General features: G+C 72.1%; 21 protein-coding genes. 11 read left to right on the top strand and 10 right to left on the bottom strand.

Annotated features, from left to right (window positions below; genetic code table 11):
• Positions 1-68 precede the first annotated feature (68 nt).
• Positions 69-1427 carry a nucleobase:cation symporter-2 family protein gene (locus tag AQJ27_RS24770; RefSeq protein ID WP_067372855.1) on the top strand — a complete coding sequence of 453 codons (1359 nt, stop codon included), beginning with the start codon at positions 69-71 and terminating at the stop codon, positions 1425-1427.
• Between the two features lie 22 nt (positions 1428-1449).
• On the opposite strand, the gene AQJ27_RS24765 is transcribed toward AQJ27_RS24770, so the two are convergent.
• On the bottom strand, positions 1450-1824 hold the full coding sequence (locus AQJ27_RS24765) for an ArsR/SmtB family transcription factor (RefSeq protein WP_067372852.1): 375 nt from the start codon (positions 1822-1824) through the stop codon (positions 1450-1452).
• A 150-nt stretch (positions 1825-1974) separates the two neighbouring features.
• On the opposite strand from AQJ27_RS24765, the gene AQJ27_RS24760 reads away from it, so the two are divergent.
• Positions 1975-3060, top strand: coding sequence for an NADH:flavin oxidoreductase/NADH oxidase (locus AQJ27_RS24760; RefSeq protein WP_067372849.1), 1086 nt, complete (start codon positions 1975-1977; stop codon positions 3058-3060).
• Between the two features lie 5 nt (positions 3061-3065).
• Here AQJ27_RS24760 and AQJ27_RS24755 read toward each other — a convergent pair whose 3' ends face one another.
• The 4 genes from AQJ27_RS24755 to AQJ27_RS24740 all read right to left on the bottom strand — a co-directional run bounded on the left by AQJ27_RS24755 (position 3066) and on the right by AQJ27_RS24740 (position 7370).
• Entirely contained in the window at positions 3066-4085 is a 1020-nt protein-coding gene (locus tag AQJ27_RS24755; RefSeq protein WP_067373501.1) for a helix-turn-helix domain-containing protein, read from the bottom strand.
• Between the two features lie 108 nt (positions 4086-4193).
• The gene (locus AQJ27_RS24750) at positions 4194-5198 is read right to left on the bottom strand and encodes an alpha/beta hydrolase (RefSeq protein WP_067372846.1); all 1005 of its coding nucleotides are present in this window, start codon (positions 5196-5198) and stop codon (positions 4194-4196) included.
• 181 nt (positions 5199-5379) lie between these two features.
• Positions 5380-6096, bottom strand: coding sequence for a response regulator (locus tag AQJ27_RS24745; protein ID WP_067372843.1), 717 nt, complete (start codon positions 6094-6096; stop codon positions 5380-5382).
• Positions 6093-7370 carry a sensor histidine kinase gene (locus AQJ27_RS24740; RefSeq protein ID WP_079065227.1) on the bottom strand — a complete coding sequence of 426 codons (1278 nt, stop codon included), beginning with the start codon at positions 7368-7370 and terminating at the stop codon, positions 6093-6095. Before AQJ27_RS24740 ends, AQJ27_RS24745 begins: the two co-directional genes overlap by 4 nt.
• A 132-nt stretch (positions 7371-7502) precedes the next feature.
• Between AQJ27_RS24740 and AQJ27_RS24735 the strand changes: the two genes are divergently transcribed.
• A complete protein-coding gene (locus AQJ27_RS24735; protein WP_067373495.1) occupies positions 7503-8069 on the top strand; it encodes a class I SAM-dependent methyltransferase in 567 nt (188 codons plus the stop codon).
• Positions 8070-8223: 154 nt separating this feature from the next.
• Positions 8224-8931 (top strand): hypothetical protein, encoded by a 708-nt coding sequence (locus AQJ27_RS24730; RefSeq protein WP_067372840.1) that lies wholly within the window; start codon positions 8224-8226, stop codon positions 8929-8931.
• On the opposite strand, the gene efeB is transcribed toward AQJ27_RS24730, so the two are convergent.
• Together efeB and efeU are read right to left on the bottom strand one after the other, a co-directional pair.
• Positions 8862-10145: an iron uptake transporter deferrochelatase/peroxidase subunit gene (gene efeB, locus AQJ27_RS24725; RefSeq protein WP_067372837.1), complete on the bottom strand. Its 1284-nt coding sequence runs from the start codon at positions 10143-10145 to the stop codon at positions 8862-8864. The genes AQJ27_RS24730 and efeB overlap by 70 nt on opposite strands.
• Positions 10146-10288: 143 nt before the next feature.
• Complete coding sequence (efeU, locus tag AQJ27_RS58790) at positions 10289-12859, bottom strand: iron uptake transporter permease EfeU (protein ID WP_235613566.1); 2571 nt, start codon at positions 12857-12859, stop codon at positions 10289-10291.
• 566 nt (positions 12860-13425) lie between these two features.
• Here efeU and AQJ27_RS24715 point away from each other — a divergent pair.
• The 3 genes from AQJ27_RS24715 (at position 13426) to AQJ27_RS24705 (ending at position 18024) form a co-directional block, all read left to right on the top strand.
• Positions 13426-15333: a phosphatidylglycerol lysyltransferase domain-containing protein gene (locus AQJ27_RS24715; RefSeq protein ID WP_079065226.1), complete on the top strand. Its 1908-nt coding sequence runs from the start codon at positions 13426-13428 to the stop codon at positions 15331-15333.
• 157 nt (positions 15334-15490) lie between these two features.
• On the top strand, positions 15491-16849 hold the full coding sequence (locus AQJ27_RS24710) for a histidine-type phosphatase (RefSeq protein ID WP_067373493.1): 1359 nt from the start codon (positions 15491-15493) through the stop codon (positions 16847-16849).
• 128 nt (positions 16850-16977) lie between these two features.
• Complete coding sequence (locus tag AQJ27_RS24705; protein WP_067372834.1) at positions 16978-18024, top strand: sporulation protein; 1047 nt, start codon at positions 16978-16980, stop codon at positions 18022-18024.
• 63 nt (positions 18025-18087) lie between these two features.
• On the opposite strand, the gene tatA is transcribed toward AQJ27_RS24705, so the two are convergent.
• The 3 genes from tatA to AQJ27_RS24690 all read right to left on the bottom strand — a co-directional run bounded on the left by tatA (position 18088) and on the right by AQJ27_RS24690 (position 21685).
• Positions 18088-18366: a Sec-independent protein translocase subunit TatA gene (gene tatA / locus AQJ27_RS24700; protein ID WP_067372831.1), complete on the bottom strand. Its 279-nt coding sequence runs from the start codon at positions 18364-18366 to the stop codon at positions 18088-18090.
• 164 nt (positions 18367-18530) lie between these two features.
• Complete coding sequence (locus AQJ27_RS24695) at positions 18531-20996, bottom strand: FtsX-like permease family protein (protein ID WP_201264328.1); 2466 nt, start codon at positions 20994-20996, stop codon at positions 18531-18533.
• On the bottom strand, positions 20993-21685 hold the full coding sequence (locus tag AQJ27_RS24690; RefSeq protein ID WP_067372828.1) for an ABC transporter ATP-binding protein: 693 nt from the start codon (positions 21683-21685) through the stop codon (positions 20993-20995). Before AQJ27_RS24690 ends, AQJ27_RS24695 begins: the two co-directional genes overlap by 4 nt.
• 343 nt (positions 21686-22028) lie before the next feature.
• Here AQJ27_RS24690 and AQJ27_RS24685 point away from each other — a divergent pair, with 343 nt between their 5' ends.
• The 4 genes from AQJ27_RS24685 (at position 22029) to AQJ27_RS24670 (ending at position 26913) form a co-directional block, all read left to right on the top strand.
• The gene (locus AQJ27_RS24685) at positions 22029-23339 is read left to right on the top strand and encodes a sensor histidine kinase (RefSeq protein ID WP_425275226.1); all 1311 of its coding nucleotides are present in this window, start codon (positions 22029-22031) and stop codon (positions 23337-23339) included.
• The gene (locus tag AQJ27_RS24680) at positions 23339-24019 is read left to right on the top strand and encodes a response regulator (protein ID WP_067372825.1); all 681 of its coding nucleotides are present in this window, start codon (positions 23339-23341) and stop codon (positions 24017-24019) included. Before AQJ27_RS24685 ends, AQJ27_RS24680 begins: the two co-directional genes overlap by 1 nt.
• A gap of 123 nt (positions 24020-24142) precedes the next feature.
• Positions 24143-24718, top strand: coding sequence for a TerD family protein (locus tag AQJ27_RS24675; RefSeq protein WP_054228841.1), 576 nt, complete (start codon positions 24143-24145; stop codon positions 24716-24718).
• Positions 24719-24885: 167 nt separating this feature from the next.
• The gene (locus tag AQJ27_RS24670) at positions 24886-26913 is read left to right on the top strand and encodes a HEAT repeat domain-containing protein (protein ID WP_067372822.1); all 2028 of its coding nucleotides are present in this window, start codon (positions 24886-24888) and stop codon (positions 26911-26913) included.
• The last annotated feature ends 80 nt before the right edge of the window (positions 26914-26993 follow it).

Raw genomic sequence — 26993 nt, 5'->3', positions numbered from 1 at the left:
CGTGCTGTTCGGACGTTCCCCGCGCCGTCCGGCCGCCCCCGTCCCCACCCGCCGCTTCTGGAGTGCCCATGGCGACCACCGCACCCGCGCATCCCGTGCATCCCGTCGACGAGGTCCCACCCGTACGCCACCTGGCCGCCTTCGGGCTCCAGCACGTGCTCGCGATGTACGCGGGCGCGGTGGCCGTACCGCTGATCGTGGGCGGGGCGATGAAGCTCTCGCCCGCCGACCTCGCGTATCTGATCACCGCGGACCTGCTGGTGTGCGGTATCGCGACCCTCATCCAGTGCGTGGGCTTCTGGCGGTTCGGCGTACGACTGCCGATCATGCAGGGCTGCACCTTCGCGGCGGTCACGCCGATGGTCCTGATCGGGACGACGGGCGGCGGACTGCCCGCGATCTACGGATCGGTGATCGTCGCGGGACTCGCGATCATGTTGCTGGCGCCGGTCTTCGGCAGGCTGCTGCGCTTCTTCCCCCCATTGGTCACGGGCACCGTCATCCTGATCATCGGGGTCTCACTGCTGCCGGTGGCGGGCAACTGGGCGGCCGGCGGCGTGGGCGCGAAGGACTTCGGGGCGCCGAAGAACCTGGCGCTCGCGGGCTTCGTCCTGGCCGTGGTGCTGGGTGTGCAGCGGTTCGCGCCGCCCTTCCTGAGCCGGATCGCGGTGCTGGCCGGCATCGCGGTGGGCCTCGCCGTGGCGGTGCCGTTCGGGTTCACGGACTTCGGCGGGGTCGGGGACGCCGACTGGGTCGGGATCAGCACGCCGTTCCACTTCGGCACGCCGACGTTCCACGCCTCAGCGATCGTGTCGATGCTGGTCGTGGCACTGGTGACGATGACGGAGACGACCGGTGACCTCATCGCGGTCGGCGAGATGACCGACCGGAAGGTCGAGCCGCGCACGCTGGCCGACGGTCTGCGCGCCGACGGTCTCTCCACGGTGCTCGGTGGTGTGTTCAACACCTTCCCCTACACGGCGTTCGCGCAGAACGTGGGCCTGGTCGGCATGACCCGGGTGCGCAGCCGCTGGGTGGTGGCGACCGCGGGCGGCATCCTCGTCCTGCTCGGTCTGCTGCCCAAGCTGGGCGCGGTGGTCGCGGCGGTGCCGGCGCCGGTCCTTGGCGGCGCGGGTCTGGTGATGTTCGGGACGGTCGCCGCGAGCGGGCTGCGGACGCTGGCCGAGGTGGACTTCAAGGGGAACAACAACCTGACGGTGGTGGCCGTCTCGGTCGCCGTGGGCATGCTCCCCGTCGGCGTGCCGACGATCTACGCGAAGTTCCCCGACTGGTTCCAGACGGTGATGAACAGCGGGATCAGCGCCGGGTGCCTGACGGCGATCGTCCTGAACCTGCTCTTCAACCACCTGCCGGGGAAGGCGGGTTCGGCCGGGGCCGCCGCCGAACCGAAGGCCGCCTCGGTCTGATCCCCGCCGGGCGCTCGGCCGGTCACCCAGCCGTTCGCCGAGGCTCGCCGAGCCGCTCGCCCTGCCCCTCGATCGCGGCGAGGACGCTGTCGAGGAACCCGGGGAACAGCGCGTCCAGGTCGGCTCCGCGCAGGGCGTTCATCTTGGCCGTTCCCCGGTAGACCTGCCGGATCACCCCGCTCTCGCGCAGCACCCGGAAGTGGTGCGTGGTGGTGGACTTGGTGACCGGCAGGTCGAAGTGCGAACAGGAGAGCTCGTCGCCGACGGCGGCGAGCTCTCGCACGATCCGCAGCCGCATGGGGTCGGAGAGCGCGTGCAGCACCGACTCCAGGCGGATCTCCTCACGCACGGGGTGCGGCAGGTCACGGCTGCTGCCGGCGGGGTCTGCGGTCGTCACGATGGCTCCACTTCGTCCAGGAACCTCATCTTCGTCCAGGAACCCCAGTGTACGAGGATTGTTCGACGTCTCTCGTAGTTTGACACATCCCGTACTACGATGCCTATCGTACGAGGTGCAGCTCGGCACCCTCGACGAACGGAGTCCGCCGTGAGCACGCTCTTCGAGCCCTTCACCCTGCGCGAGGTGACCGTCCCGAACCGGGTGTGGATGCCCCCGATGTGCCAGTACTCGGCCGCGCCGGAGGGACCCTCGACGGGCGCGCCGAACGACTGGCACTTCGCCCACTACGCGGCCCGTGCCGCCGGCGGCACGGGGCTGATCGTCGTCGAGGCCACCGCCGTCTCCCCCGAGGGCCGGATCAGCCCCTACGACCTGGGCATCTGGAACGACACCCAGGTCGAGGCCTTCCGCCGGATCACCCGCTTCCTCGGGAGCCAGGGCACCGTGCCCGCGATCCAGCTCGTGCACAGCGGCCGCAAGGCCTCCACCGACCGTCCCTGGAAGGGCGGCGCGCCGGTCGGCGAGGACGCGTACGGCTGGCAGCCGCTCGCTCCCAGCGCGCTGGCCTTCGACGAGCGGCACCCGGTGCCGACCGAGCTGACCGTGGCCGGGATCCGGGAGATCGTGGGTCAGTTCGCGGACGCGGCGCGGCGCGCCCTGGACGCCGGTTTCGAGATCGCCGAGATCCACGGCGCCCACGGATACCTCGTCCACGAGTTCCTCTCCCCGCACTCCAACCGCCGCACCGACGCGTACGGCGGCTCGTACGAGAACCGTGTCCGCTTCGCCCTCGAGGTCGTGGACGCCGTGCGGGAGGTCTGGCCCGACGACAAGCCGCTGTTCTTCCGGATCTCCGCCACCGACTGGCTGGAGGAGGGCGGCTGGAGCGCGGACGACACCGTCCGCTTCGCGGGCGAGCTGCGCGCGCACGGCATCGACCTGCTGGACGTCTCCACCGGCGGCAACGTCTCGGGCGCACGCATTCCGGTCGGGCCGGGCTACCAGGTCCCCTTCGCCGCCCGGGTCAAGGCGGAGACCTCGCTGCCCGTCGCCGCCGTCGGTCTCATCACCGACGCCGAGCAGGCCGCGAAGATCCTCGCCAACGACGAGGCCGACGCCGTGCTGCTGGGGCGCGAGCTGCTGCGCAACCCCTCGTTCGCACGCCTGGCGGCCCGTGAACTGGGCACGGAGATCCAGGTCCACGTCCCCGACCAGTACCACCGCTCCGTGTAGCAGTACTAGCGTGCCGCGTTCCGGTGCAACCGCCGTAGGACCAGCGCCAGTTGGAGGCGGAGCCGGCCGTGCGGGTCGTGGACCGGCCAGTCGAGCCAGTGCTCGGCCTGGACGAGGCGGTCCTGGAGTGTGGAGTGGTGCACGTTCAGCTCCGCCGCGGCGGCGCGCAGACTCGTGCTGAAGGCGACCGCGTTCAGCGTGCTCGCCACCCAGGGTGCCGTCGCGACGGCGCGTTCGAGGGCGCGGACGTCGGGGACGGGTTCCGTGGTCGGGCCGACCGTGTCCGCGAGCAGCGCGAGGCCGCCCAGCTCGTCCGCGTACACCGTGCGGGGGCCGGGGTCCTGGTCGGTGCCCTCCGCGGTGAACCGCAGGGCGGTGCGGGCGGCGGCCCACGACGCCGGAAGGTCCCCCACGGGCACCGCGGGGCCGATGCCCGCGCGACGGCCACCGGTGGTGGGCGTGCTGTCGCCGGTGGCGGGCACCGCCTCGACGAGCGGCCCGCCCTCCGCGGTCGCCACCACACGGGCGGCGGCCGCGTCCCGCAGGCCGAGCCGGACGGCCGCCTGACGCCGGGCGTGCTCGGCGGCGGAGGGGTCCAGGAGCACCTCGACCGAGGCGGGGTCGGCCTCGCGGGCCTTTTCCGGAGCCCGCCCGCGCGTCCGGTCGAGCACCACCCGGGCGGCGGCCGCGGCGCGCTCAAGGACCATCGCGTGGACCCCGTCGGAGACTCCCGTGCGCTCCAGCCAGACGGCAGGCGGTCCGTCCGGCGTCAAGGGGGTCGAGGGCCAGGCCGGATCGAGAGGGCCGCCGTCGTCCCGGCGCAGCCCGTCGGCCTCGACCCGGACGCGGACCCCGCGCTCCTCGTCGACGAGCCGGGCCGGGCAGCCGGACAGCACGGCCGCGCCCCGCACCAGGGACTCCAGACCCGCCCGGCCCTCGATCAGCCGGTCGAAGTAGGAGATCACCTGGAGTGCGGCACCCGCGTCGGGGTCGAGCGCCGCGAGCCTTCCCGCCAGCTCCTTCACCGAACTCACTCACCTCGCACGGGCCACCGGAACGCGTCGCCTCCTCATGCTCCGTCTTCCGGCGCCCGGTGCCAAGCCGTCACCGGCGAGAACACCCGGTGGACGGGCTCAGTTCTCCAGGAGCCGGCGCAGCCAGCGCAGACGTGCGGCCTTGGTGTCCTGGGACAGGGCGGCCTGCGGCGCCATCAGGTCGTATCCGTGGAAGCCACCGGGCCATACGTGGAGTTCGGCCCGGCCGCCCGCCTGCCACAGGCCGCTCGCGTAGGCGACGGCCTCGTCCCGGAAGGTCTCCGCCGAGCCGACGTCGATGAAGGCCGGGGGCAGGCCGGAGAGGTCCTCGGCGCGGGCCGGGGCGGCGTAGGGAGAGACGTCCGGGCGGCCGCGGGCGTCACCGAGCAGGGCCGTCCACCCCATGTGGTTCGCCGCGCGGTCCCACACGCCGAGACCGGCCATCTGACGGCTGGAGGGGGTGTCGTTGCGGTCGTCGAGCATCGGGCACAACAGCACCTGCCCCAGGAGCGCCGGTGCGCCGCGGTCCCGGGCGAGCAGGGCGACCGCCGCGGTCAGACCGCCCCCGGCGCTCTCGCCCGCGACGATGATCCGCTCGGGGTCGAACCCCAGTTCCCCGGCGTGCTCGGCCGTCCACTTCAGTCCGGCGTAGCAGTCCTCGACGAGGGCCGGATGCGGGTGTTCGGGTGCGAGGCGGTACTCCACCGACACCACGGCCGTGCCCAACTCCTGGGCCCAGTCGAGCATTTCCGCGACGCCGGTGCGGTTGTCGCCGATCACCATGCCGCCGCCGTGCACGTGGTAGACGACGGGCACGGCCGCGGCGGCCCGGGTCGGCCGGCAGATGAGCAGGGAGATGTCCGGTGCGCCCTGCGGCCCGGGCACCGTGCGCTCCTCCACCGCGAAGGCGCCGTCCCGGGTCAGGTCCAGGTCCGCCCCTTCGGACAGTGCCACGCCCTCGCGCAGCGCCGGGATCATCTCGATGCTGAACGAGGACGGCAGCTGTTCGCGGATGATCTCGAGGGCGGCGGCGAGTTCCGGGTCGAACGGCGGGGGCGGCCCCACCCGGGAGCCCTGCGCCTCGGCGGAAGCATTGGTGGTCATCGGCTCTCCCTGCGTCCGGGCCACGTCCCTGTGACCACTGGCTGCCATCGTGCCTCGCGCCCGCGGTCACAAGGCAGCGCCAGACGGCGGAGAAGTCCCGCCGAACGGCGGGATGCCCGTCGCCGCTCGATCCCCGTCACCGCGCACCCCCGCCACCGCCACCCCTCACCCCCGTCACCGCTCAGTCCCCGGCCCGTACCAGCCCGCTCTCGTAGGCGAAGATCACCGCGTGGATACGGTCCCGGAGGCCGAGCTTGGTCAGGACGCGGCCGAGGTGGGTCTTGACGGTCGTCTCCCCGACGAAGAGGCGGGCCGCGATCTCGCCGTTGGCCAGTCCCCGGGCGACCAGGGCGAGAACTTCCCGCTCCCGCTCGGTGAGGGCGGCGAGGCGCCGGCGCTGGGCGGGCGTGGACGCGGACGCGGGCCCGTGCAGGACGAAGCGTTCGACCAGGCGCCGGGTGAGCGAGGGCGCCACCATGACCTCGCCCCGCAACACCGCCCGGACGGTCACCAGGATCTCCTCGGCCGGGGCGTCCTTGACGAGGAAGCCGTTCGCGCCGGCACGCAGGGCCGCGTAGGCGTACTCGTCGAGGTCGAAGGTGGTGACGACGAGGATCCGGGGCCCGTGGGGCTGCGCGCAGAGGTGCTCGGTGGCGGCGAGTCCGTCCAGACCGGGCATGCGTACGTCCATCAGGACGAGGTCCGGCTCCAGGGCGGCGGCGCCCGCGATCGCCGCGTCGCCGTCGGCGGCCTCGCCCACCACGGTGAGGTCGGGCTGGCTGTCGACGACCATGCGCAGCCCCATCCGGATCAGCTCCTGGTCGTCGCAGATCAGCACGCGGGACGGGGACGACGTCGGGGACGGGGACGGGGTCGAGGTCGGGGTCGGCCCGGTCATGGGGCCGTCCCGGTGGGCTCGGGCCCGGAGGCGCGCAGGGTGGCGGCGACCTGGTAGCCGCCGTCGGGTGTGGGCCCGGCGTCGACACTCCCGCCGTACAGGGCGGTGCGTTCGCGCATGCCGGTGAGGCCGCGACCGGACGAGGGCAGCGGGGCGGGGCGCTCGGTGACGGCGCCCCCCGCGGCTCCGGCCGAGTTCTCCACCCGCACGCGGACCAGCCGCCCGGGCCCCTGAGCACCCGTGTCGACCCGTACGTGGATCGTGGCGTCCGCCGGCGCGTGCTTGACGATGTTGGTGAGCGCCTCCTGCACGATGCGGTACGTCTGCACGGTGAGGTCCGCCGGAAGGCCGTCCTGCTCGCCGCGCAGGTCCAGCCGGGCGCGCGTGCCGCTCGTGTCGAGGCGTCCGATCAGCCGACGCAGATCGGCCGAGAGGTGCTCGGGGGCGGAGTCGGGGGCGGGGGCGGAGTCGGGGTCGGGATCGGCTGAGGCGGCCGCGTCGGGCGTACGCAGCACCTCCAGCAGTCGGCGCAGTTCACCGAGCGCCTCGCGGCCGGTCGCGCTGATGACGCCGAGGGTGCGGTCGACGACGGCGGGGTCGACATGCCGCATCAGCCTGCCGCCCTCGGCGTTGAGGACCATCACGCTCACGCTGTGCGCGAGGACGTCGTGGATCTCGCGGGCGATGCGCGCCCGTTCCTCGGCGACGGCGACCCGGGCCAGGGCGAGGCGCTCCGACTCGACGAGTACGGTCCGCCGCTCGAACTCGGCGAGGTAGGCGCGCCGGGCACGGACGTACTCGCCGAACACCCAGGCCCCGGCCAGCAGCAACCCCACCGCGAGCGGGGTGAGCCAGGCACCTCGGGCGCCCGGACCCACGTACTCCCGCTGCCACGCGGGAATCCACAGCACTACGCAGGCCGCGGCACAGACCACCGTCAGCGCGGCGGCGCGGCGCAGACCGCGCACGGTGAGGGTGGCCAGGACGGCGGCCAGGGCGACGGCGCCACGCCCCGGTTCCTGTCCCCACACGTGTCCGAGGTACTGCGCCCAGAAGGCCGCCGTCACCAGGGCCGCGACGAGCACCGGCCGACGGCGGCGCCACAGCAGCGGCAGCACCAGGGCGACGTACACACCCACCTGTACCCAGACCGGCCGCCAGCCCGGCTCCGGGCGGATGACCGGGGGCACGGCCACCAGCACGACCAACAGGACGTCCGTCAGCCACGGATGGCCGCGCCGCCGGCGGAGCAGGGTCTCGATCAGCCGTTGCACCGCCTCACGCTATGACCGGGGCCCGCTCCGCCGCATCGTCCTGCGGGGCGTCACGGGGTCCTCCCGCGGTCGTACGCGCACCGGCCGGGGATACGACGTGCGGCCACCCGGCGTGCTTCCAGCATGGGCGCCATGTCGATCACCACCGAGTTCCTCAGACGGCCCCTCATGACCGGTGCCGTGGCGGCCAGTTCACGTCGGCTGGCCCACGCGATGACCGAGGGCATCGGTCTGGAGCGAGCCCGGCTCGTCGTCGAACTGGGCCCGGGGACCGGGGTGTTCACCGACGCGATCCTCGCCCGGCTCGCGCCCGACACGCGGCTCGTCGCGGTCGAGCTCAATCCGCTGCTCGCGGCACGGCTGTCGGCCGCGCGACGCGACGAACGGCTGACCGTGGTGCGGGGTTCGGCCGCCGAGCTGCCCGCCGCGGTGAGCGGACCGGTCGACGCGGTGGTCTCCGGGCTGCCGTGGACGGTCATGTCGCGGGAGCGGCGCGGGCGCATCCTGGACGCCGTGAGTGAAGTCCTGGCGCCCGGCGGCCGGTTCACCACCTTCGCGTATCTGCACGCGGCCTGGACTCCGCCCGCGCGTGACTTCACCGCCGAACTGGCCGGCCGCTTCGAGAGGTTGGAACGCTCGCCCGTGGTGTGGTCGAACCTCCCGCCCGCCTTCGTGCACCGGGCCACCGGGAGGCCGTGACACTCGGCGCAGGGCGACGTGTCCCGTACCGATGATCCCACGAAGATCCCGCGACCCGATGGAGACCCGACACCGAAGCGGTTGACGAGCGGAAACCCTACATACTGTAGGGTTTGCCTCATCGTGAGCCTCTTACGTCTCGGGGGACCCCCAAATGAAGGAACGTGACGACGGTCCGGCGGCGCCGAGTGACGGCACCTTCGAGCGGATCCTGGACCGGGCCCTCCACTCCCCCGAGATCATGGCAGCCGTGGACCGCGTCGGCGTGGCGGACACGCGTGAGCGCCTGCGCGCCGAAGCCCTTCAGGCGCGCCCCTCGCTCTCCTCGACCGCCGCGGTCGAGTACGACCGGTACCTCCGCGTGCGGGACTCGCAACGACATGGCGGACCCTCAAAGGCCGCCGTACGTGTGGGGGATGGCTCCGTGTCCGTCTCGGCGCTGCTCGTGCCGAGTCTCGGCGTCGTCGCCGCGGGCGTGTACGTCCTGAGCGGGTTCGACCTGCACGCCCTCGACGTACGCCCGCATCTGAACGACGGGCTGATCATGGTGGTGGTGATCCTGGCCGCGGTGACCGCGGGCGCGGCGCTGGGCGACCTTCTCTGGTCACTGGCGACGCGCGACCGCCCCACCTCGGAGGACCGCGATCCCGAGGTGAGACGGGCCCATGAGGAGTGGCAACTGGCCCTGCTGGAGCGGGGAGTGATGCCGTTCCTGCTCGGCATGCTGGACGGGACGGCCTCGCGTCTGCCCCCGCTGCCGGCCCCGGCCCAGCCCCCTCTTCACCCTTCGCATCAGCCCTCGACGAGGGAGCGGCCCAGCCAGTCGGACTTGTCCTTCACCCCGGGCAGCACGAAGAAGTAGCCGCCCCCGGTGGGGCTGATGTAGTCGACGAGCGGCTCGTCGATCAGACGCGTCTGGGTCGCCTCGAACTGACGGGCCACGTCCTGCTGGTAGCAGCAGAAGGCCAGGCCCATGTCGAGGTTGCCCGCCTTGTCGACGCCTCGGTCGTAGTTGTAGCCGCGGCGCAGGATCCGGGCCGTGTCGGTCTTCGCCGTACGGGGGTTGGCGAGCCGGATGTGTGCGTCCAGCGGGATCGCCTCGCCCTTGGGGTCCTTGGTGTAGCGCGGGATGTCGGTCTCCTGGGCGCCGTCCAGGGGTGCGCCGGTGTCACGGCGGCGGCCGATCATCTTCTCCTGCTCGGTGAGCGAGACCCGGTCCCAGAACTCGACCAGCATGCGGATGATGCGGATGACCTGGTAGCTGCCGCCGACCGCCCAGGACGGTTCGCCGTCGGCCGCGGTGACCCAGACCAGCTTGTCCATCTCGCGGGACGAGGTCGTGTCGGGGTTGGCTATGCCGTCCTTGAACCCGAGGAAGTTGCGCTGCGCGCCGGTCGGACGGGACGGGTTCTGGAAGCCGTCGACGCGCCACTTGATCTGCATCGCTCCGCGGGTGTGCCGGGTGATGTCGCGCAGGGCGTGCAGCACCGTGTCGGAGTTGGCGGCGCACAGTTGCAAGGACAGGTCGCCGTGGCACTCGGCGGCGTCGAGGTTGTCGTTCGGGAAGGTGCGCATCGGCTTGAGGTGGCGCGGTATGCGGTCGGCGAGGCCGTAGCGGTCGTCGAAGAGCGAGGCGCCGACGCCCACGGTGACGGTGAGGTCGTCCGCGGGCAGGTCCGGGCCCAGCAGACCGCTGTCGGAGGGCGGTGCGCCCACGCCGAGGTCGGCCGGGGTGCCACCGGTGGTCAGGAAGCGGGCCCGTTCGGTGATCGTGCGCAGCAGGGCGATCAGTTGGGTGCGGTCCTCGGCGATGACGTCGAAGGAGACGAAGACGGCGGCCGTGGGCGCGGGGGTGGTGATGCCGGCCTGGTGGGCGCCGTGGAAGGACACCTTGCCGCTGCCCGAGTCGGCCGCCGCGGCGGGAGTGCTGCCGGCGGCCACCTGGGCCCCGACGAGCCCGGCGCCCGCCAGGGCGGCTCCGGCCGCGCCGACGCCGAGGGCGGTCTTGGTGAACGTACGGCGGCCGAAGGGGCAGCCGCCCTGCGCGGCCTGGTCGTCCTGGCTCGGGGTCGTCATCGGGGGAGGTCCTCTCCTGTGGGCACATGGTCCCGGTACTGCGGGGGCGGTGGTTCGGTGCGCGGGTGGGCCGACGGTCTCGGGGTCGGCGCCGCCGGGCTGCTGACGCGGCCTCGGGGCTGCTCAAGCAGGCGTTGGGCTGCTCACGCGGCCTTGCGGATCTCCAGGAGGTCCGGGATCGGGGCGAGCTCTTCCAGCAACTGGCCGACCGAGCCGTCGAGGCGCTGCCGGTCGGTGTCGGACAGCTTGTCCAGCGGCGTCCAGGTGCCGTCCTCGGCCCGCTGGGCGAGCACCAGTTGCTCGGTGCGCCGCATCCATGTGTCGACGGCCGGGATCACCTTCGCGTTGCGCTTGTCGATCAGCGGGCGGAGCAGGCTGAGCAGTTCGCGGGTGCCGTCGAGGTTGGCCTCGGTCGTGGCCAGCTCGGTGCCGCTGCCGTAGTCGGCGTTGCCGCTCAGTTCGCGGTGCAGGGTGTTCTCGAGGATCTCGTGGGTGCGCAGCGGGAGGTCGGCCGGGTCGAAGTCCTGCTTCGGGAAGTCCATGCGCAGGGCGTCCACATCGGCGGCGAGTTGCTTGGCGTACGGCGCGAGGGTGGCGGCGGACTGGCCGTGCCACAGGCCGTACTCGATGCGGTGGAAGCCGGTGAAGGCCGGGTCGTCGACCCCGCCCGCGAGTCCGGCCGTACGTCCGTTGATCTTCGCGTCGAAGTCGGCGAACGTTCCGTAGGCGGCGCCGAGCGAGGCGTACTGCGTGTGCGCGGGGAGCCAGTCCTTGCGGGCCTGGTCGAGCTTGTCGGCGTCCAGGTCGCTCTGGAGGGTGCGTGTCCTGGTCTGCAGGTCGGCCAGACCCTGGTCGACGTACGTCCGGTAGGCGGCCAGCGGTGCGGCGAGGTCCTTCTCGGAGACCGGCAGTACGGCCTGGACGGAGCCGCCGCCCGCGCCGACGCGTACGGCTGCCGAGGTGACGGCCTTCCCGCCGTTGGGCACACAACGCCAGGCGTACGAGCCCGTCCCGACGGTGGCGATCAGGGCGCGGGTGGTGCCGGGGGCGATGCCCTCGACCTCGCCGTAGACGGCGTTGCTGACCGGGTCGATCAGATAGATCTCGGAGGTACGGGAGCCGGTGTTGCGCACCTGGAAGGTCTGCCGACCCGGCTTGGGCGCGGTGAAGCCCTTGCCGCAGTCGGCCGCGGACACCTCGACGACGGGCGTCCCGGACGCGGGCTTTCCGCTGCTGGCGGCGACGGTGATCCCCGCGATGAGCGCGGGCACGGCGACGAGAACGGCGGGGACCGTCCAGCGGGGGAAGCGACGGGGGGTGGACGGCGTGGCCACGGCGCCCTCGGCGGAAGCGGACGGCTCCTCGGGTCCGGAGTCGGCAGGCTCGGCGGACTTCTCGCCTTCGGCGATGGGCTCTCCTGCGAAGGCGCGCTCGCCTTCAGCGGCGGCCTCGTCTACGGAGGCGCGCTCGCCTTCGGCGGCGGACGTGGCGGACGGGTCGGCCTCGGCCTCGATCGCGGCCGACGAGGCGGCCCTGTCGGCGTCGGCGGCAACAGACCCGGCCTCACCCCCGGCCGGAGCGGGCGCGGCGGACCGCTCGGCCTCGACGGCGGTCGACGCGGCGGCACTCCTGGCGTCGGGGTCGGCGGGACCCTCGGCCCGCATGGCGGCGGGCGTCGCGGGCTGCTCCGCCTCGGCGGGGTCGAGCGGCACGGACACGCGCTTGGCTGCCCCCGCGACGTCCGTCGCGGGGAGCACCGCGAGCTGCGTGCCCGCGGCGGGTGCGGACGCCCCGGACGTCGGCTCGGCGGCCACCGCGGCAGCGAGCCCCACGGGCACGGAGCCGTCCGCCGTCTCGGCCACCGCGGCGGCGGACGCCACAGGCACCGGCTTCGCCGGGGCCGCCCCGCGGACGCCGCGTACGAACAGCGTCATCACGATCGCCAGGTACGCACCGTGGACACCGACCTGAAGCCAGGTCATCTGCGGGGTGAGGTTGAGCGTGCCCTGGACGACGGTGACGTACCAGGAGGCCGGGTCGAGATGCGCCGACAGATCGAAGGCGTACGACGTGCCGCCCGGGATCACCGTGGCTTCCTGGAGGTCGCGCATGCCGTAGCCGAGGACGCCCGCGGCGATGACGATGAGCACGGCGCCGGTGATGCTGAAGAACCGCGTGAGGTTGATGTGCAGGACGCGCCGGTACAGGCCCCAGCACAGCGCCGCGGCGAGCAGCAGTCCGACCGCCGCTCCGGCCAGCGGACCCGACGAACTCCCCGCGGCCTGCGCGGTGGTCCACAGGAACAGCGCGGTCTCCAGACCCTCGCGGCCGACGGCGAGGAACGACGTGGCGATCAGTACGCCCGCTCCCATGCCCAGCGCGGCGGTGACCTTCTGTTTGATCTCGCCGGAGAACGTACGGGCCGAGCGCCGCATCCAGAACACCATGGCGGTGACGAACACGACCGCGACCAGACTGAGCGTGCCCCCGAACGCCTCCTGCGACTTCCCGGGCAGGTTCGCCGCCGTGAACGTGAGGACCGCACCGAAGCTCATCGACAACCCGATGGCGGCGGCAACTCCCGTCCACACATGGGGAAGTCGGGCGCGCTGGTCGGACCGTACGAGCGTGGCCACCAGAACCGAGACGATCAGTCCCGCTTCCAACCCCTCACGCAGACCGATCAGAAAGCTGGGAAACGCGTCGTCCCACACCTCGGGCCTCTCTCCGATGCAGCAAATACCAGGCCGGACGGCCAAGAGCGGGGCTTAGTGTAGGCATGCCTAACTAACGGTCAAGAGAGCGTGCAAATCGCAACACAGTGGACGCGGATCGCATCCCGAGCCCGGGTCGGCCGTAACGAGGGCAGATCGGCCGATCAACTGGCACGGGGGCCGCGCAAGACAGGCATCACGCGCCTGAGCTGCGGTAATACGCGAGTGACGGATCGGAGTCCCGGTGCCCGCGTCCCTGCGCGGGACGCATGGCGACAGCCCGGCGGTGCGGTCGCGCCCCCACCGCGGAGATTCCGTCCGCGCTTCGATTCTTACCAGCTGCTTACCCCGCGGCACCGCCGGGACCAGGCAGTCCTTCCCCGCAACACCGCTGACCGCCACTCGTTAAGACCCTCGGCGGCAATCCTCACCGCGACCACAACTCGCCCCTTCCTTACAACATGTAGGGTTTCCCCGCTCTGGCCCTCTCAGGGAACACACAGAGTTCTCCGCCCCCGCTCCCGCAGCTCTCCCCCACCGCCCTCTCCCCAAGGTGATGCTCCACGGTGTCTGCACAACAGCCAGTACTCGTCCCGGAACAGAGGAACTCGAAGTCGCGCCGGACGGACCCGACCGGACGGCCAGCCATCGCCGCCCGGTTGCGACCACGGGCGGCCGCGGCCACGGTCTGGTACCTGCGACTCCTCGCACTGCTCAACGTGGTGGCGGTCACGTCGCTGCCGTTCCGGGAAGAGGTGCACGAGCACAACGGAGGCGAGTTCTTCACCCCGTACCTGGCCACCGCCGGACTGGTCTCGGCCGCGCTGGCGCTGTTCCTGGCCCTGGTGATGCGGCGCCGCAAACGGGCCGCGTGGATCTTCAACATGCTGCTGGCGGGACCGCTCTTCGGGCTGTACGTCCTGGCGCTCACGCAGGAGCAGTACCGACGGCACGGCTTCAACTGGTTCTCGACCGTGTTCACCGGGCTCTTCGTCGTCGCGCTGCTGGTCGGTCGAAGAGAGTTCCAGGCCGTCGGGGACCGCTCCAACCCCCGGCTGGCGCTGGCCGTCGGCGCCGGTGGCTTCCTGGTCAGCGGCACCCTCGGAACGCTGCTGGTGAGCGCCACCAACAAGGTGTCCGGGGCACCGCTGAGCGACCGGATCGCGTACACGCTGCTGCGCGGGGTCAGCGTCGGCCCGCTCGCCGACCGCCTCGACTCGGTGGTCGCGCCCCGCTGGGTGGACGTGATCGTCAACATCCTGATCGCGGCATCCTTCCTGCTCGTGCTCTACGCCTGCTTCCGCGCGCCGCGCGGGCGGGAACTCCTCGGCGAGGACGACGAGCGACGTCTGCGCGACCTTCTCGCCAAGCACGGTGAGCGGGACTCGCTGGGCTACTTCGCGCTGCGCCGCGACAAGGCCGTCATGTGGTCCCCGAGCGGCAAGGCGGCGATCGCCTACCGGGTGGTCGGCGGAGTGACCCTGGCCTCCGGCGACCCGATCGGCGACCCCGAGGCCTGGCCCGGTGCGATCGAGGCATGGCTGCACGAGGCGCGGCGGCACGCCTGGACGCCGGCCGTGATGGGCGCCGGTGAGGAGGCCGGCACGATCTACGCCCGGCACGGCCTCGACGCCCTCGAACTCGGCGACGAAGCCATCGTGGACCGCGCCGACTTCACCCTCGAAGGGCGCGCGATGCGCGGAGTGCGCCAGGCACACAACCGCATCCGCCGGGCCGGGTACACCGTCGGCATCCGCCGCCACGAGGACATCCCCGAGGCCGACATGGCCACCCTCATCGACAAGGCGGACCACTGGCGGGACGGCGAGACCGAGCGTGGGTTCTCCATGGCTCTCGGCCGGCTCGGCGACCCGGGCGACGGCCGGTGCGTGATGCTGGAGTGCCGTGACAGCCAGGACGAACCGCGGGCCGTGCTGAGCTTCGTGCCGTGGGGCGACAAGGGGCTGTCGCTCGACCTGATGCGCCGGGACCGTGACTCCGAGAACGGCCTCATGGAGTTCATGGTCATCGAACTCCTGCTGCGCGCCGAGGAGATCGGGGTGCAGCGGGTCTCGCTGAACTTCGCCATGTTCCGTTCCGTCTTCGAGCGCGGCTCCCGGCTGGGCGCAGGACCCGTGCTGCGTCTGTGGTGCGCGGTGCTGACGTTCCTCTCCCGCTGGTGGCAACTCGAGTCCCTCTACCGGGCCAACGCCAAGTACCGGCCCGTCTGGGAGCCCCGTTACCTCCTCTTCGAGAAGAGCAGCGATCTCCCCCGCATCGGGATCGCCGCCGCCCGCGCGGAGGGCTTCCTCACCCCGCCCGCGCTGCCCGCGCTCGGCCGCCGCCCACTCCTGCGGAGGCCGGGAGGACGGTCACGACCCCCGCACGGGAGCGGGCAGGTCCCCGGACACGGGAGCGGGCAGGTCCCTGGTCAGCAGAGCAGTTCCTCGGCCAACACCTCTTCAACCAGGTAGCCCTTCTTCAACCAGGTGTCATTTCGGGCCTGTTCGAGGTGCGGGCGCCGGGGCATGCGCACCCGGCGCCCGCCATGTCACAGTCACCCGACGTTCACGTCGTCCGGAAACGATGCGGCCGATCACCGAGCCCGCCCCCGGACGAATCGACGCCCTCATGAAACGCATCGCGGCCGCCCCCGCCCTGGCCCTCACCCTCTCCGCGCTCTCCGTCCTCCTCATGTCCCCGCTCCCTGCGCAGGCGGCGGGCGGGGCGTCGGGCAGTTACGGGACGAAGACGCCGTACGCGCCGCAGCAGAACGCCCGTACGTACCAGCGGGCACCGAAGGGTTTCGTCCCGGTGTTCACCGAGAACGTGTCCCGGCACGGTTCGCGCGCGGCGACGAGCGGCGAGGACGGAGAGCTGATCCTCCAGCTGTGGGACAAGGCCGAGAGCGAGGGCCAACTCACCCGTCCCGGTGCGGAGTTCGGCCCGCAGGTGCGCTCGCTGCTGGCGGCGATGGAGAAGGTCGGATACGGCAACCTCAGCGGCCGGGGCAAGCGGGAGATCCAGGACACGGCGGCGCGCATGGCACAGCGGCTGCCCGGACTGTTCGCGCGGATCGCCAAGGACTCCGAGCCGATCGACGTGGTCAGCTCGGGCCAGGGCCGCGCCGTCGACAGCGGCGCCCTCTTCGCCTCGGCGCTCACCGACGCCGACCCGGCTCTCGCTCCCCTCATCGGCCCGGCGCGCACCGACCCCGACCTGCTCTACTTCCACAAGTCCGCGGGCGGTGCCGCCTACCGCGACTACATCGCCCACGACCAGCGGCTGGCCACCACGCTCAAGAACGTCACCGAGCAGCCGGCCACCCACCGCGCGGCCCGCGACATCCTGAAGAGGATCTTCACCCCGGCCTTCGTACAGCGGATCTCGGACGGGGAGTTCGCCTCCATCGGCAGCGAGGTGGACGCGGCCCAGGCGGTCTACAACCTCTACAGCATCGCCCCGGCCATGACCGACGAGGGCAGCTGGCACCTGGAGCGCTACCTCGCCCCGCGCGACGCCGCCTGGTTCGCCTGTCTCAGCGACGCCGAGGACTTCTACGAGAAGGGACCGGGCTTCGCGGACAGCGACATCACGTACAAGATGGCGGACGTCCTGCTCGACGACTTCTTCAAGAAGGCCGAGGCCAAGCGTGACGGAACCAGCGACCTCGGCGCGGAGCTGCGTTTCACCCACGCCGAGGAGATCATCCCGCTCGCCGCACTCATGCGGCTGCCGGGCAGCACGAAGCCGGTGACGACGACTCGGCCGTACACCTATACGGACAACCCCTGGCGGGGCGGCTCGGTGGCCCCGATGGCCGCGAACATCCAGTGGGACGTGTTCCGCAAGGGCGACACCTATCTGGTGCGGATGCTCTACAACGAGAAGGAGACCGCGTTCAAGGCGGGCTGCGCGCCCGTGGCGAAGGGCAGCGCGTTCTACGACCTGGACGAGCTGGAGCACTGCTTCGGGCGCACCCAGTCGTGAAAGATGCCTCCGTCCAGGTGACTTGGGAACTTCATTACCGATGCCGTCAGTTCTGATCCCACCGGCTCGGGGCTCGCTCCGAGCCGGTTCGGAACGATGAGTGCGATCAGTGAAGGAGCCACACCGACATGGTGTTCAAACGGCTGCTCGGGGCGATGGGCGCAGGCGGCCCCTCGGTGGACACGGTTCTCGACGGCGGCGCGGTGGCGCCCGGCGGGATCCTGTCCGGGCAGGTCCATCTCCAGGGTGGCAGCGCGGACGTGGAGATCGAGCACATCGGGCTCGAACTGATCGCCCGGGTGGAGGCCGAGCACGAGGACGGGGAGAGCGAGGGCGCCGTCGTCTTCGAGCGGTTCACGGTCGGCGGCGGTTTCCGCCTCGCCGAGCAGGAGCGGTACAGCGTTCCGTTCAGTGTGTCCCTGCCGTGGGAGACACCGGTCAGCGAGCTGTACGGGCAGCCGCTGGGCATCGTCCTCGGTGTGCGCACCGAGCTCGCGGTGGCCGGTGCGAGGGACAAGGGCGACCTGGATCCGCTCACGGTGCGTCCGCTGCCGGTCCAGGAAGCGGTCCTGGAGGCGCTGGGGCAGCTGGGCTTCGGCTTCAAGTCCGCCGATCTCGAACACGGCCACATCGGGGGTACGGGGCAGCAGTTGCCCTTCTACCAGGAGATCGAGCTGACACCCGCGCCGCAGTACGCGCACGCGGTGAACGAGATCGAGCTGACCTTCCTGGCCACCCCGGCCGGCATGGAGATCGTCCTGGAGGCCGACAAGCGCGGCGGGCTCTTCGAGTCCGGGCAGGACGCCCTCACTCGCTTCACGGTGAGCCATCACGCTGTCGGGGGCCGCGACTGGAACAGCGAAGTCGACGGCTGGGTCAGGCAGTTGGTCGAGCACCGGGCGTCGTACGGCTCGCACGCCACGTACGGCCACGCCGATCCGTATGCCGCCGCAAGCGGGTACGGGCAGCACTCGGCCCATGAGTCCGGCTACGGGTCCGACTACGGGTCCGGTCATGAGGGCCACCGCTCCGGGCCCGGCCTCGGTACCGCGGTCGCGGCCGGCGCGGCGGGACTCGCGGTGGGGGTGGTCGGCGGGCTGGTCGCGGCCGAAGTCGTCGACGAGGTGGGTGACTTCTTCGAGGGCGACGACGACGAAGGCGGCGAAGAGGACTGAGTCCTCAGACGTGTCCGTGTCCGGGGGCGGTGTGCGCCGTCCCCGGACACGGACCACATGGGCTCAGTGCGCGGCGCTCGGAGCCTCGGTCGTCGCGCGCGGGGCGGCCTGCTCGGCGGAGTTCCTGATGACCGCCGTGGGGGTCACGGGAGCCGTGCCCTGTTCGGCGGTGGCGGCGGACGCGGGGTTCTCGTCCTTCATCGCCTTGGTCTCGCTCTTGAGGATGCGCATCGACTTGCCCAGCGCACGGGCGGTGTCCGGCAGCTTCTTCGAGCCGAACAGCACGATGAGCACGATCGCCACGATCAGCAGGTGCCAGGGTTCCAGTCCGTTGCGGAGCATCGCGCGCCCGCCTTTCTTCGCCTCGGTCGAGGGCACGCCCCACTGGCCGCCACCCACTTGAAGATTGCCGCTTTGCGCAACAGTACAACCATGGGCTCGAATCGCACGGCTCCCGGCTCCCCCTTCCGTCGCCCTTCCGTTCCCGTTCCGCTCCTGTTCCGCTGCTATTCCGTACGCAAGGCGACGGCGCTGCGGGTCCGGGCGGCCCAGCCCGCGGGCGGCAGCGCGCCCAGGACGGCGATCAGCAGTCCGCCGAGGGCGAGCAGGACCAGTTCGGGCGTGCGGTAGACGGCGATGACGGACTCGGGCAGGTTCAGCCCGGCGCTGTGTCCCATGGCAGGCATGATCCAGCCGTGCAGGGCGACGCCGAGCGGCACTCCGACGGCGCCGCCGACGAGTCCGGTCATGACGACCGAGGTGACGACCATGACGACGGTCTGCCGCGGCGTCATTCCGAGGGCCTTGTGGATGCCCAGGTCGCGGACCCGTTCCCGGGTGTCCAGGACGACTCCGTTGAGCACGCCGAGTCCGGCGACCGCGACGAGCATCAGGGTGAGCACCGCGGTCAGGGAGTTCAGCACGGCGACGGTGCCACTGTTGTTGCCGACCCGGCCGTTCTCGGCGGTGACGCCCAGCGGCCGCAGTGCGGTGTTCAGCCGGTCGGTGTAGGCCGCCACGTCCGTGCCGGCCTTCACCGCGATGTGGTGACTCTCGACCTGGAGGTCCGGTTCGGCGGCGGCGAGGGTCACGCGGTCGGTGAAGACCTCCATGCCCTGGTGGTGGGTGTCGAGGACCTCTCCGACGATCCGGACCGTGACGGCCGTGCCGTGGTCGTTCAGGGTGACGGTGTCGCCGACCCGGGTGTCGGTGGCGGTCAGGAAGGGGGTCGGTACGACGGCCTCACCGGGCCCCTCGATCCACCGCCCCGACACCATGTCGTAGCCGCCCCAGGAAGCGTCCCCGGTGAACGCGACGACGCTGATGACACCGGCCGCACCGGAGACGGTGGCCTGGGTGGTGGCGATGCCGTAGTACTTTCCGGTGCCCGGTTGGGAGTCGATGGCCGCGGTGATCGCGGCGGGATCGGCCTCGGTCTCCTTCGCGGCGCCCGGAGCCTGGGCACTCGGATTCTTGGCACCCTGAGTCTTGGCGCCCGGACTCTCGCCGTCCTGGTTCTCGGCGCCCTGGCTCTTGGCGCCCGGTGCCATGGAGTTCCGCGGTCCCGAGACTCCGACGGTGACGTCGGCGGCGTCGTGCGCCCGCGCCTCCATCACCTCGGCGAGCGACGAGGACAGGCCGACGGCGAAGGTGACGGCCACCGTGCCGAAGACGATGGCGGCGCCCATGGCTGCCGAGCGGGCCGGGCGGGCGAAAGGACGCGCCAGCCCGAGGCCGACCGGCCTCGGGAACGGCAGCAGAGCGCTCACCCGGCCCGCCCGTCGGCCACGCCCGGGAGACGGCGTACGGCCGACGGCGAGCGCGTCCACCGTACGCAGCCGCCCCGCCCGCCAGGCGGCGGCCCAGGCGGTGACCGCCACCAGACCCAGCGCCCCCGCGACCGCGGCGATGTCGACCCAGGGAGCGACCGCCAGGCCGCCCGTTCCGTAGACGTTCGCGGTCTCGGACAGCACCGGGACGGTGGCGAGGTGGCCCGCGACGACACCGAGGGCGGTGCCGATCGCGGCCGGGACCAGGGCCTGGCCGACGTAGGCCCGTACCACTTGGTGCGGGGTGAACCCGATGGCCTTGAGAATGCCGATGCGCCGCAGCCCCGCGCCGACCGTCCCCGCGACCACATTGCCCACGATGAGCACCGACATGACCAGGCCGAGGACACCGAACGCGAGCAGGAACGGAACGAACAGCGCGGTCTCCCGGTCGGCGGCCTTCTTGACGGTCAGCCAGGACTGCGCCCCGCTCACCGCTCCCGCCGGGACGACCGCTGTCACCGCGCGACGGCCCGCGGCGACCCGGGCGGCGGTGTCCGCCGTGGTGAGACGGTAGAGCATCTCGTAACCTGCGCCGCGGCCGTGCGGCGTCAGCGCGGCGATCTGGGCGGGGACGACCCAGGCGTCGCCGGTGCGGCTCGCCGACCGGGCCAGGCCGACCACCTTCAGCGTCGGGCCCCCGGGCAGTGCGGGGAACGTGAGCCGTCGCCCCAGGCTCGGGAACGGCTGGGATCCGTCAGAGATCACGATCTCGCCAGGCCGCTCGGCCCAGCGTCCCTCGGTCAGCGCGACCAGGTCGACGCCGGTGTGCGGCTCGGCGCGGCCGACGACCGTCATCGGCACCCCGTCGATGCCGCCGTCCATGCCACCGCCCATGCCTTCGATGTCGGTGTGCGGGGTGACCGTCGCGGTCCCGAACGGGCCTGACGCCTCGGCCACCCCCGGGGCGTCCGCCGAGGCGGACAGCCGCGCCGCCGTCGCGCGGCGCGCGTCGAACTGCACGGACAGGTGCGCCCCGTGCTCCCGGGCGAAGGCGTGGTCGAAGGGCGCGCTGGAGGCCACCAGGAGCGATCCGCCGAGGACGGCCGCGGTCACGGCCATCGTCATGGTCAGCCCGATCACGAGGGTCTGCACCCGGCGGCGTCCGACGCCCGAGCGCACGACCCGGCCCAGCACGCTCATCGGACCGCCTCCGGCCTGACGTCCTCGGTGATCCGGCCGTCGACGAGCCGGACCGTGCGGCTGGTGCAGGACCGGGCCAGCGCGGGGTCGTGGGTGACGACCACGATGGTCTGTCCGTCGGCGTTGAGATCGGTGAGCAGTGCGCCGACCTCCTCCCCGGAGGCGCTGTCCAAGGCGCCGGTCGGCTCGTCGGCCAGCAGCAGGGGCGGACGGTTCATCAGGGCCCTGGCCACGGCGACACGCTGGCGTTCGCCGCCGGACAGCCGCCCGGGGTAGGCGCGGGCGTGCCGGTCGACACCCAGCGTCCCGAGCAGTTCCGCCGCGCGGCGACGTGCCTCGCCGCGGGGCATCCCGGCCAGTTGGGCGGACAGGACGACGTTGTCGGCGACGGTCAGGTCGTCGAGCAGGTTGAAGAACTGGAAGACCATCCCGATCCTGTCGCGCCGGTAGCGCGCCGAGGCGGCCTCGCCGAGCCCGTCGACCCGTACGCCGTCCACGGTGACCGTCCCGGTGTCCGGCCGGTCCAGGCCGGCGATCAGGTTGAGCAGGGTGGACTTGCCGCTGCCGGACGGTCCGAGGATCGCGACCGCCTCGCCTGCCCGGACGGTCAGCGACGTGTCGTGCAGCGCGGGCGGCCCGTCGTCGTACTTCCGGCTCACCTCGCACAGTTCGATCAGGGGTGTGGTCATGGTGTCTCCCTCGGTCCCGCCCGCCAGTCGGCCGGTCTGCCCGGACGCTAGGTGCGCCGCCGCTCCGGGCGCGTCGGTCGGCCGAGTCATTTCCGCTACCGCGTCCGGATGAGGCCGTACCGGGTCATCCCTGCGATGTAGGCGAGCGATGTAGAGGGAGGTCGCGCCGGGGTCGGCAAGGAGGATGCCGGAGCGGGCGGCGCGCGGCGAGAATGGCCCGGTGATGAACGCGTCGATCGGGCACTCTTCGGCCGACCCGGTGGGGGTCCTGGACCCTCCGCGATCGGACGCGCCCGTACCGCCGAAACACCCCCTGCGCCCAAGGCACCTGCTGGGACGGGTGATTGGCCTGCGCAAGGGCCTCTTCGCCCACTCCCTGACCCTCCGCACGGCCCTCGAACACCTGAGGCTTCAGGCCGGTCCGCTCCCGCGACCGACCCGCCGGAACCTCGTCTTCGACGTCACGCTGACGCTCGTCCTCGCAGGCGCCTTGACCGAGTGGGCCGTGGAATCCGGTGCGGGTCGGGTGCGCGACGCCCACGACGGCATCGCCCCGTTCGCCGGCTCGACGCAGACGGGCAGTGTGATCGTGGCGCTCGCGCTGGCGGTCGTCGCCACGCTGCCGCTGGCACTGCGCCGCCGCTACCCACTGGCCGTGCTGTGGATCGTGACGGGCGCCGCGGCGCTGACACCGCACGACGCACAGCGCCTGGTCTTCTACCCCTGTGTCGTCGCCGCCTACAGCGCGGCGGCCTACGGCCCCTACCGCGTGGCCACGTTGGCGAGTCTGCCGGTGACCGCGGTCTCGGTCGCCACGGTCGGGACATCGATGAACTCGGGGCCGACTTCCCCGTACGTGTCGCCCACGGTCCCCACCCAGTACGTCACGCTGCTGATCCTCGTCCCGCTCGTGGTGGCGGCGAGCGGGCTGCGGATGTGGAAGCTGCGGGCCGACGAGAGCCGGGCACGGATGTCGGCGCTGGAACGTGAGCGGGCCGCGGAGCTGCGCCGCGCCGCCGAGCATGAACGGGCCCGCATCGCCCGTGAGTTGCACGACGTCGTCACCCACAACGTCAGCGTGATGGTCATCCAGGCCGGCGCCGCCCGCAAGGTCATGGACGTCGCGCCCGACCAGGCCCGCGAGGCCCTGCTCGCGGTCGAGGCCGGCGGCCGGGCGGCGATGGCCGAACTGCGGCACGCCATGGGGCTGTTGACGATGGAGGCCGAAGGGCCGGAACCGGCCGCCGCGGTGGATCTCGCGCCGCAGCCGGGCCTGGACCGGTTGGAGTCCCTGGTCGGACGGGTACGCGAATCCGGTGTACCCGTGGAACTGACGATCACGGGGCCGCCCCGTGCGCTGCCGTCGGGGGTCGACCTGGCCGCGTATCGGGTGGTGCAGGAGGCGTTGACGAACACGGTGAAGCACGCGGTCGGTGCCAGGGCGACAGTGACGGTCGAGTACGGCACCGACCGTCTCCGTGTCGACGTCAAGGACACCGGGGGCACGCCGGACGCGTCCGCGACGACCACCGGAAACGGCCGTGGCCTGCTCGGTCTGCGCGAGCGACTGGCCGTGTACGGAGGCACCTTGGACACCGGACGACGTCCGACCGGCGGCTACCGTGTCACCGCGCTGATCCCCCTGGAGGCGTGATGACGTCACCGCTGCGCGTGGTGGTCGCCGACGACCAGACCCTCGCCCGTACGGGCTTCCGGATGATCCTCATGGCCGACGGCATCGACGTGGTCGCGGAGGCGGCCGACGGCGCCGAAGCCGTGGAGGCGGTCCGCCGCACCCGCCCCGACGTGGTGCTGATGGACATCCGGATGCCGGAACTGGACGGCCTGGAGGCGACCCGCCGCATCCTGACCGGCGCGTCCGACCCGCCTCGCGTGATCATCCTGACCACCTTCGACCTCGACGACCTGGTGTACGCGGCGCTGTCCGCCGGGGCCAGCGGGTTCCTCCTCAAGGACGTCACCCCCGAACACCTGGTCTCCGCCGTCCGCCTGGTCCGCTCCGGCGACGCGCTCCTGGCTCCGGCGATCACCCGCCGCCTGGTCGAACGCCACGCCCGCCGGTCCCCGGAGACGGCCGCGCTCCCTCGCGACCTTGCCCCGTTGACCCCACGCGAACTCGAAGTCCTGCGTCTGCTCGCCCAGGGCCTGAGCAACACCGAACTCGCCGCCCACCTCCACCTGGCCGAGGCGACGGTCAAGACCCATGTCGCCCGCATCCTCGCCAAACTCGGCCTCCGCGACCGCGTCCAGGCGGTCGTCACGGCGTACGAAACGGGCCTGGTCACGCCCGGCATCGTGGCGAGGAGCACGTAGGACCGACAAGTTCCGGCCGACAACTCCCGCTTTATTTCTACAGTGATGTAGTTTTTTTGGTGTCGATCCATCCAGTGCCGGGCATCCACTCGCCCGGCCGACGGCAGCACGGAGGAGAGCAGCGTGGGAGTTTCCCTGTCCAAAGGCGGCAATGTCTCGCTCAGCAAGGAGGCGCCGGGCCTGACCGCGGTCCTGGTCGGTCTGGGCTGGGACGTGCGGACCACGACGGGCACCGACTACGACCTCGACGCGTCCGCGCTGCTGGTCGACGAGTCGGGCAAGGTCCTCTCGGACCAGCACTTCGTCTTCTACAACAACCTGAAGAGCCCGGACGGTTCGGTCGAGCACACCGGCGACAACCTGACCGGTGAGGGCGAGGGCGACGACGAGTCGATCAAGGTGAACCTGGCCGGCGTACCGGCCGAGGTCGCCAAGATCGTGTTCCCGGTCTCGATCCACGACGCCGACGCGCGCGGACAGAGCTTCGGCCAGGTCCGCAACGCGTTCATCCGTGTCGTCAACCAGGCCGGCGGCACCGAACTCGCCCGCTACGACCTGTCGGAGGACGCCGCGTCCGAAACCGCGATGATCTTCGGCGAGTTGTACCGCAACGGCACGGAGTGGAAGTTCCGCGCGGTCGGCCAGGGGTACGCCTCGGGTCTGTCCGGGATCGCCTCCGACTTCGGCGTCGGAGTCTGACGCGTCCCACCGGTCCCCCGCCGTCCCCGCCTCGATGCGAATCCCCTGGGCGCGGGCGGCGGGCCCTTGCCGGCCCCGGCGCCGGAACACGCCCCAAAAGGCACATGTGACTGTCAGTGCCTTGGTGCACACTCACGATGAGTTGTCGTACACCTGGGGAGGATGCCGTGTTCACGGGGATGGACGAGGTCGGCTGGGCCTCGATGAAGCATGCCTATGGAAGCGCCGAGGACGTCCCGGAGTTGCTCCGGGGACTGACCTCCACGTGCCCGCAGGAGCGTGAGAGAGCGCTCGACGGGATGTACGGAGCCGTGCACCATCAGGGCGATGTCTACGACTCGACGCTCGCGTGCATCCCGTTCCTGTTCGAACTCGTCGGACACGCGGAACTCCGCGACCGGGCCGGCGTCGTGGAGCTGCTCGTCAGCATCGGCGGTGGGGACGCCTTCGACGACGGTCCGCTCGAAGACGGGGACGGCGCCGAGGGCAACTACGCCATGGCCCGGACGGCGGTTCGCTCGGGCGCCGAGGCCTTCGTCGGTCTGCTCGCGGACCGGGACCCGGAGGTGCGCCGGGCGGCACCGACGGCGCTCGTGCGGTTCCTCGGCCAACCGGAGAGCGTCCTTGGGCTGTTGACGGGACGACTCGAGGAGGAAGAGGAGGAACAGGTCCGGCCGGCCCTGGCCGAGGGCCTGGGGCTGTTCGCGCGCCTGCACCCCGCGTCCGCCGCTCCCGCGGTGGAGTACCTCGTCGAACTCGGTGCCGCTCCGCACGACCCCGGGCTGCGGCTCGCCGCCCTCGGCCAACTCGCCGGCTGCGCACCCGATCGCCTGCCGGCCGACCTCGTTCCCACCGTCGTCGCGCTGCTCCGGGCCAGATCACGACGCCCCCGGGTGCCGGACCAGCCCGAGCGGCCCGACACCGACACCCTCATCGGCCACCTGCGGCGCCTGCGCCCCGACGACGAGGAGGGGGGTCATCTCCTGCGGACGCTGCACACCGCGCTCGGCGGCCGGACCGCCGACCGGATCGCCCTGCTCAAGGGACAGCTGAGCAGCGACGAGCCGGCCGACCGGTGCAACGGCGTGTGGATGGCGGCGGGGCTGCTCCGTGAATGGCGGGGCTCGTACGAAGAGCTGGTCGCGTTGATCGGCGAACAGGTCGTCACCGAGGAACAGCGGCTGCGCGATGCCGCGGCCTCCGTCCTGGAGACACTCTTCGGTCTGGCCGCCCCGGCCGCCGACCACCTCGCCGCCCTGGTGGCGGTCGGCTCCGAGCACCGAATACGCCAGTGGGAGCACGGGACACCGGCCCTCGGCGCCCCGCTCAAGGCGCTGGCCAGAGCCGGCGATCCGCGCGCGGTGGCGGCGCTCGCCGAGGTGCTGGACGGGCCGGTCGTACCCCCCGAAACCGGCTACGTAGTACAGCACTTGGGCCCCGCGGCGGCCCCGCTCGCTCCGCTGCTGCGCGAGCGGCTCGGCGAGCTGCCCCTCGACGCACTCGACACCTACGACCGTGCGGTGCCGCTGCTGTTCGCGCTCGGCTGGCTGGGACACGCGCCGGCGGTACCGGAGATGCTGCGGCTGCTGCACGGGGCGCCGGAGGGGCTGCGGAGCCGGGAATGGCTCGTACGGGCGATCGCCGACGCGCTCGGCAGGTGCGGCCCGGACGCGCGGGAGGCGATACCGGCCCTGCGTGAACTGCTGGACGGGGAGTGCGCGGTGGCGGCGGCCGGTGCGCTCTGGTCGCTGGAGGGCGACGCCGAGGCCGTACTGCCGACGTTGCGAAGGGAATTGGTGGCGGGGCAGCTCCACGCACGCAACGCGGCCGAGGCCCTGGGCCGACTGGGGCCCGCGGCCCGACCCGCCCTGCCGGCACTGCGCGGCATGGCCGACTCCGGGAAGGTGTGGCTGCGTGCGAGCGCCGCGGGCTCCCTGTGGGACATCGCCGGAGATCCGGAACCGGTCCTCCCGGCGCTCCGCTCCGCCTGGGAGCAGAACGCGCACACCCGCCCCCTCCTCGCCGACTGCCTGACCCGGATGGGGCCGGCGGGCGCGCCCGCCCACGATCTGCTCCGTACGGAACTCGCCACGCCACGGCGGCACCAGGCGCGGGCCGACACCTACTGGAGCGACAACATCGGCGAGGACGAACAGCTGCTGCGTGCCTGCCGCGCCGCCCTGGACGCCGCGTAGAAACCGCAGCTCAGGGCCAGTTGAGCACGACCCGTCGAGTCATTGTCAGACCCCTCCCCTACTGTGATCACCATCGTCGA

The sequence above is a fragment of the Streptomyces olivochromogenes genome, assembly GCF_001514115.1.
GTDB classification, from domain to species: domain Bacteria; phylum Actinomycetota; class Actinomycetes; order Streptomycetales; family Streptomycetaceae; genus Streptomyces; species Streptomyces olivochromogenes.
Note: the sequence above shows the minus strand (reverse complement) of the source record. Positions and strands in the feature narration are given on the sequence as shown.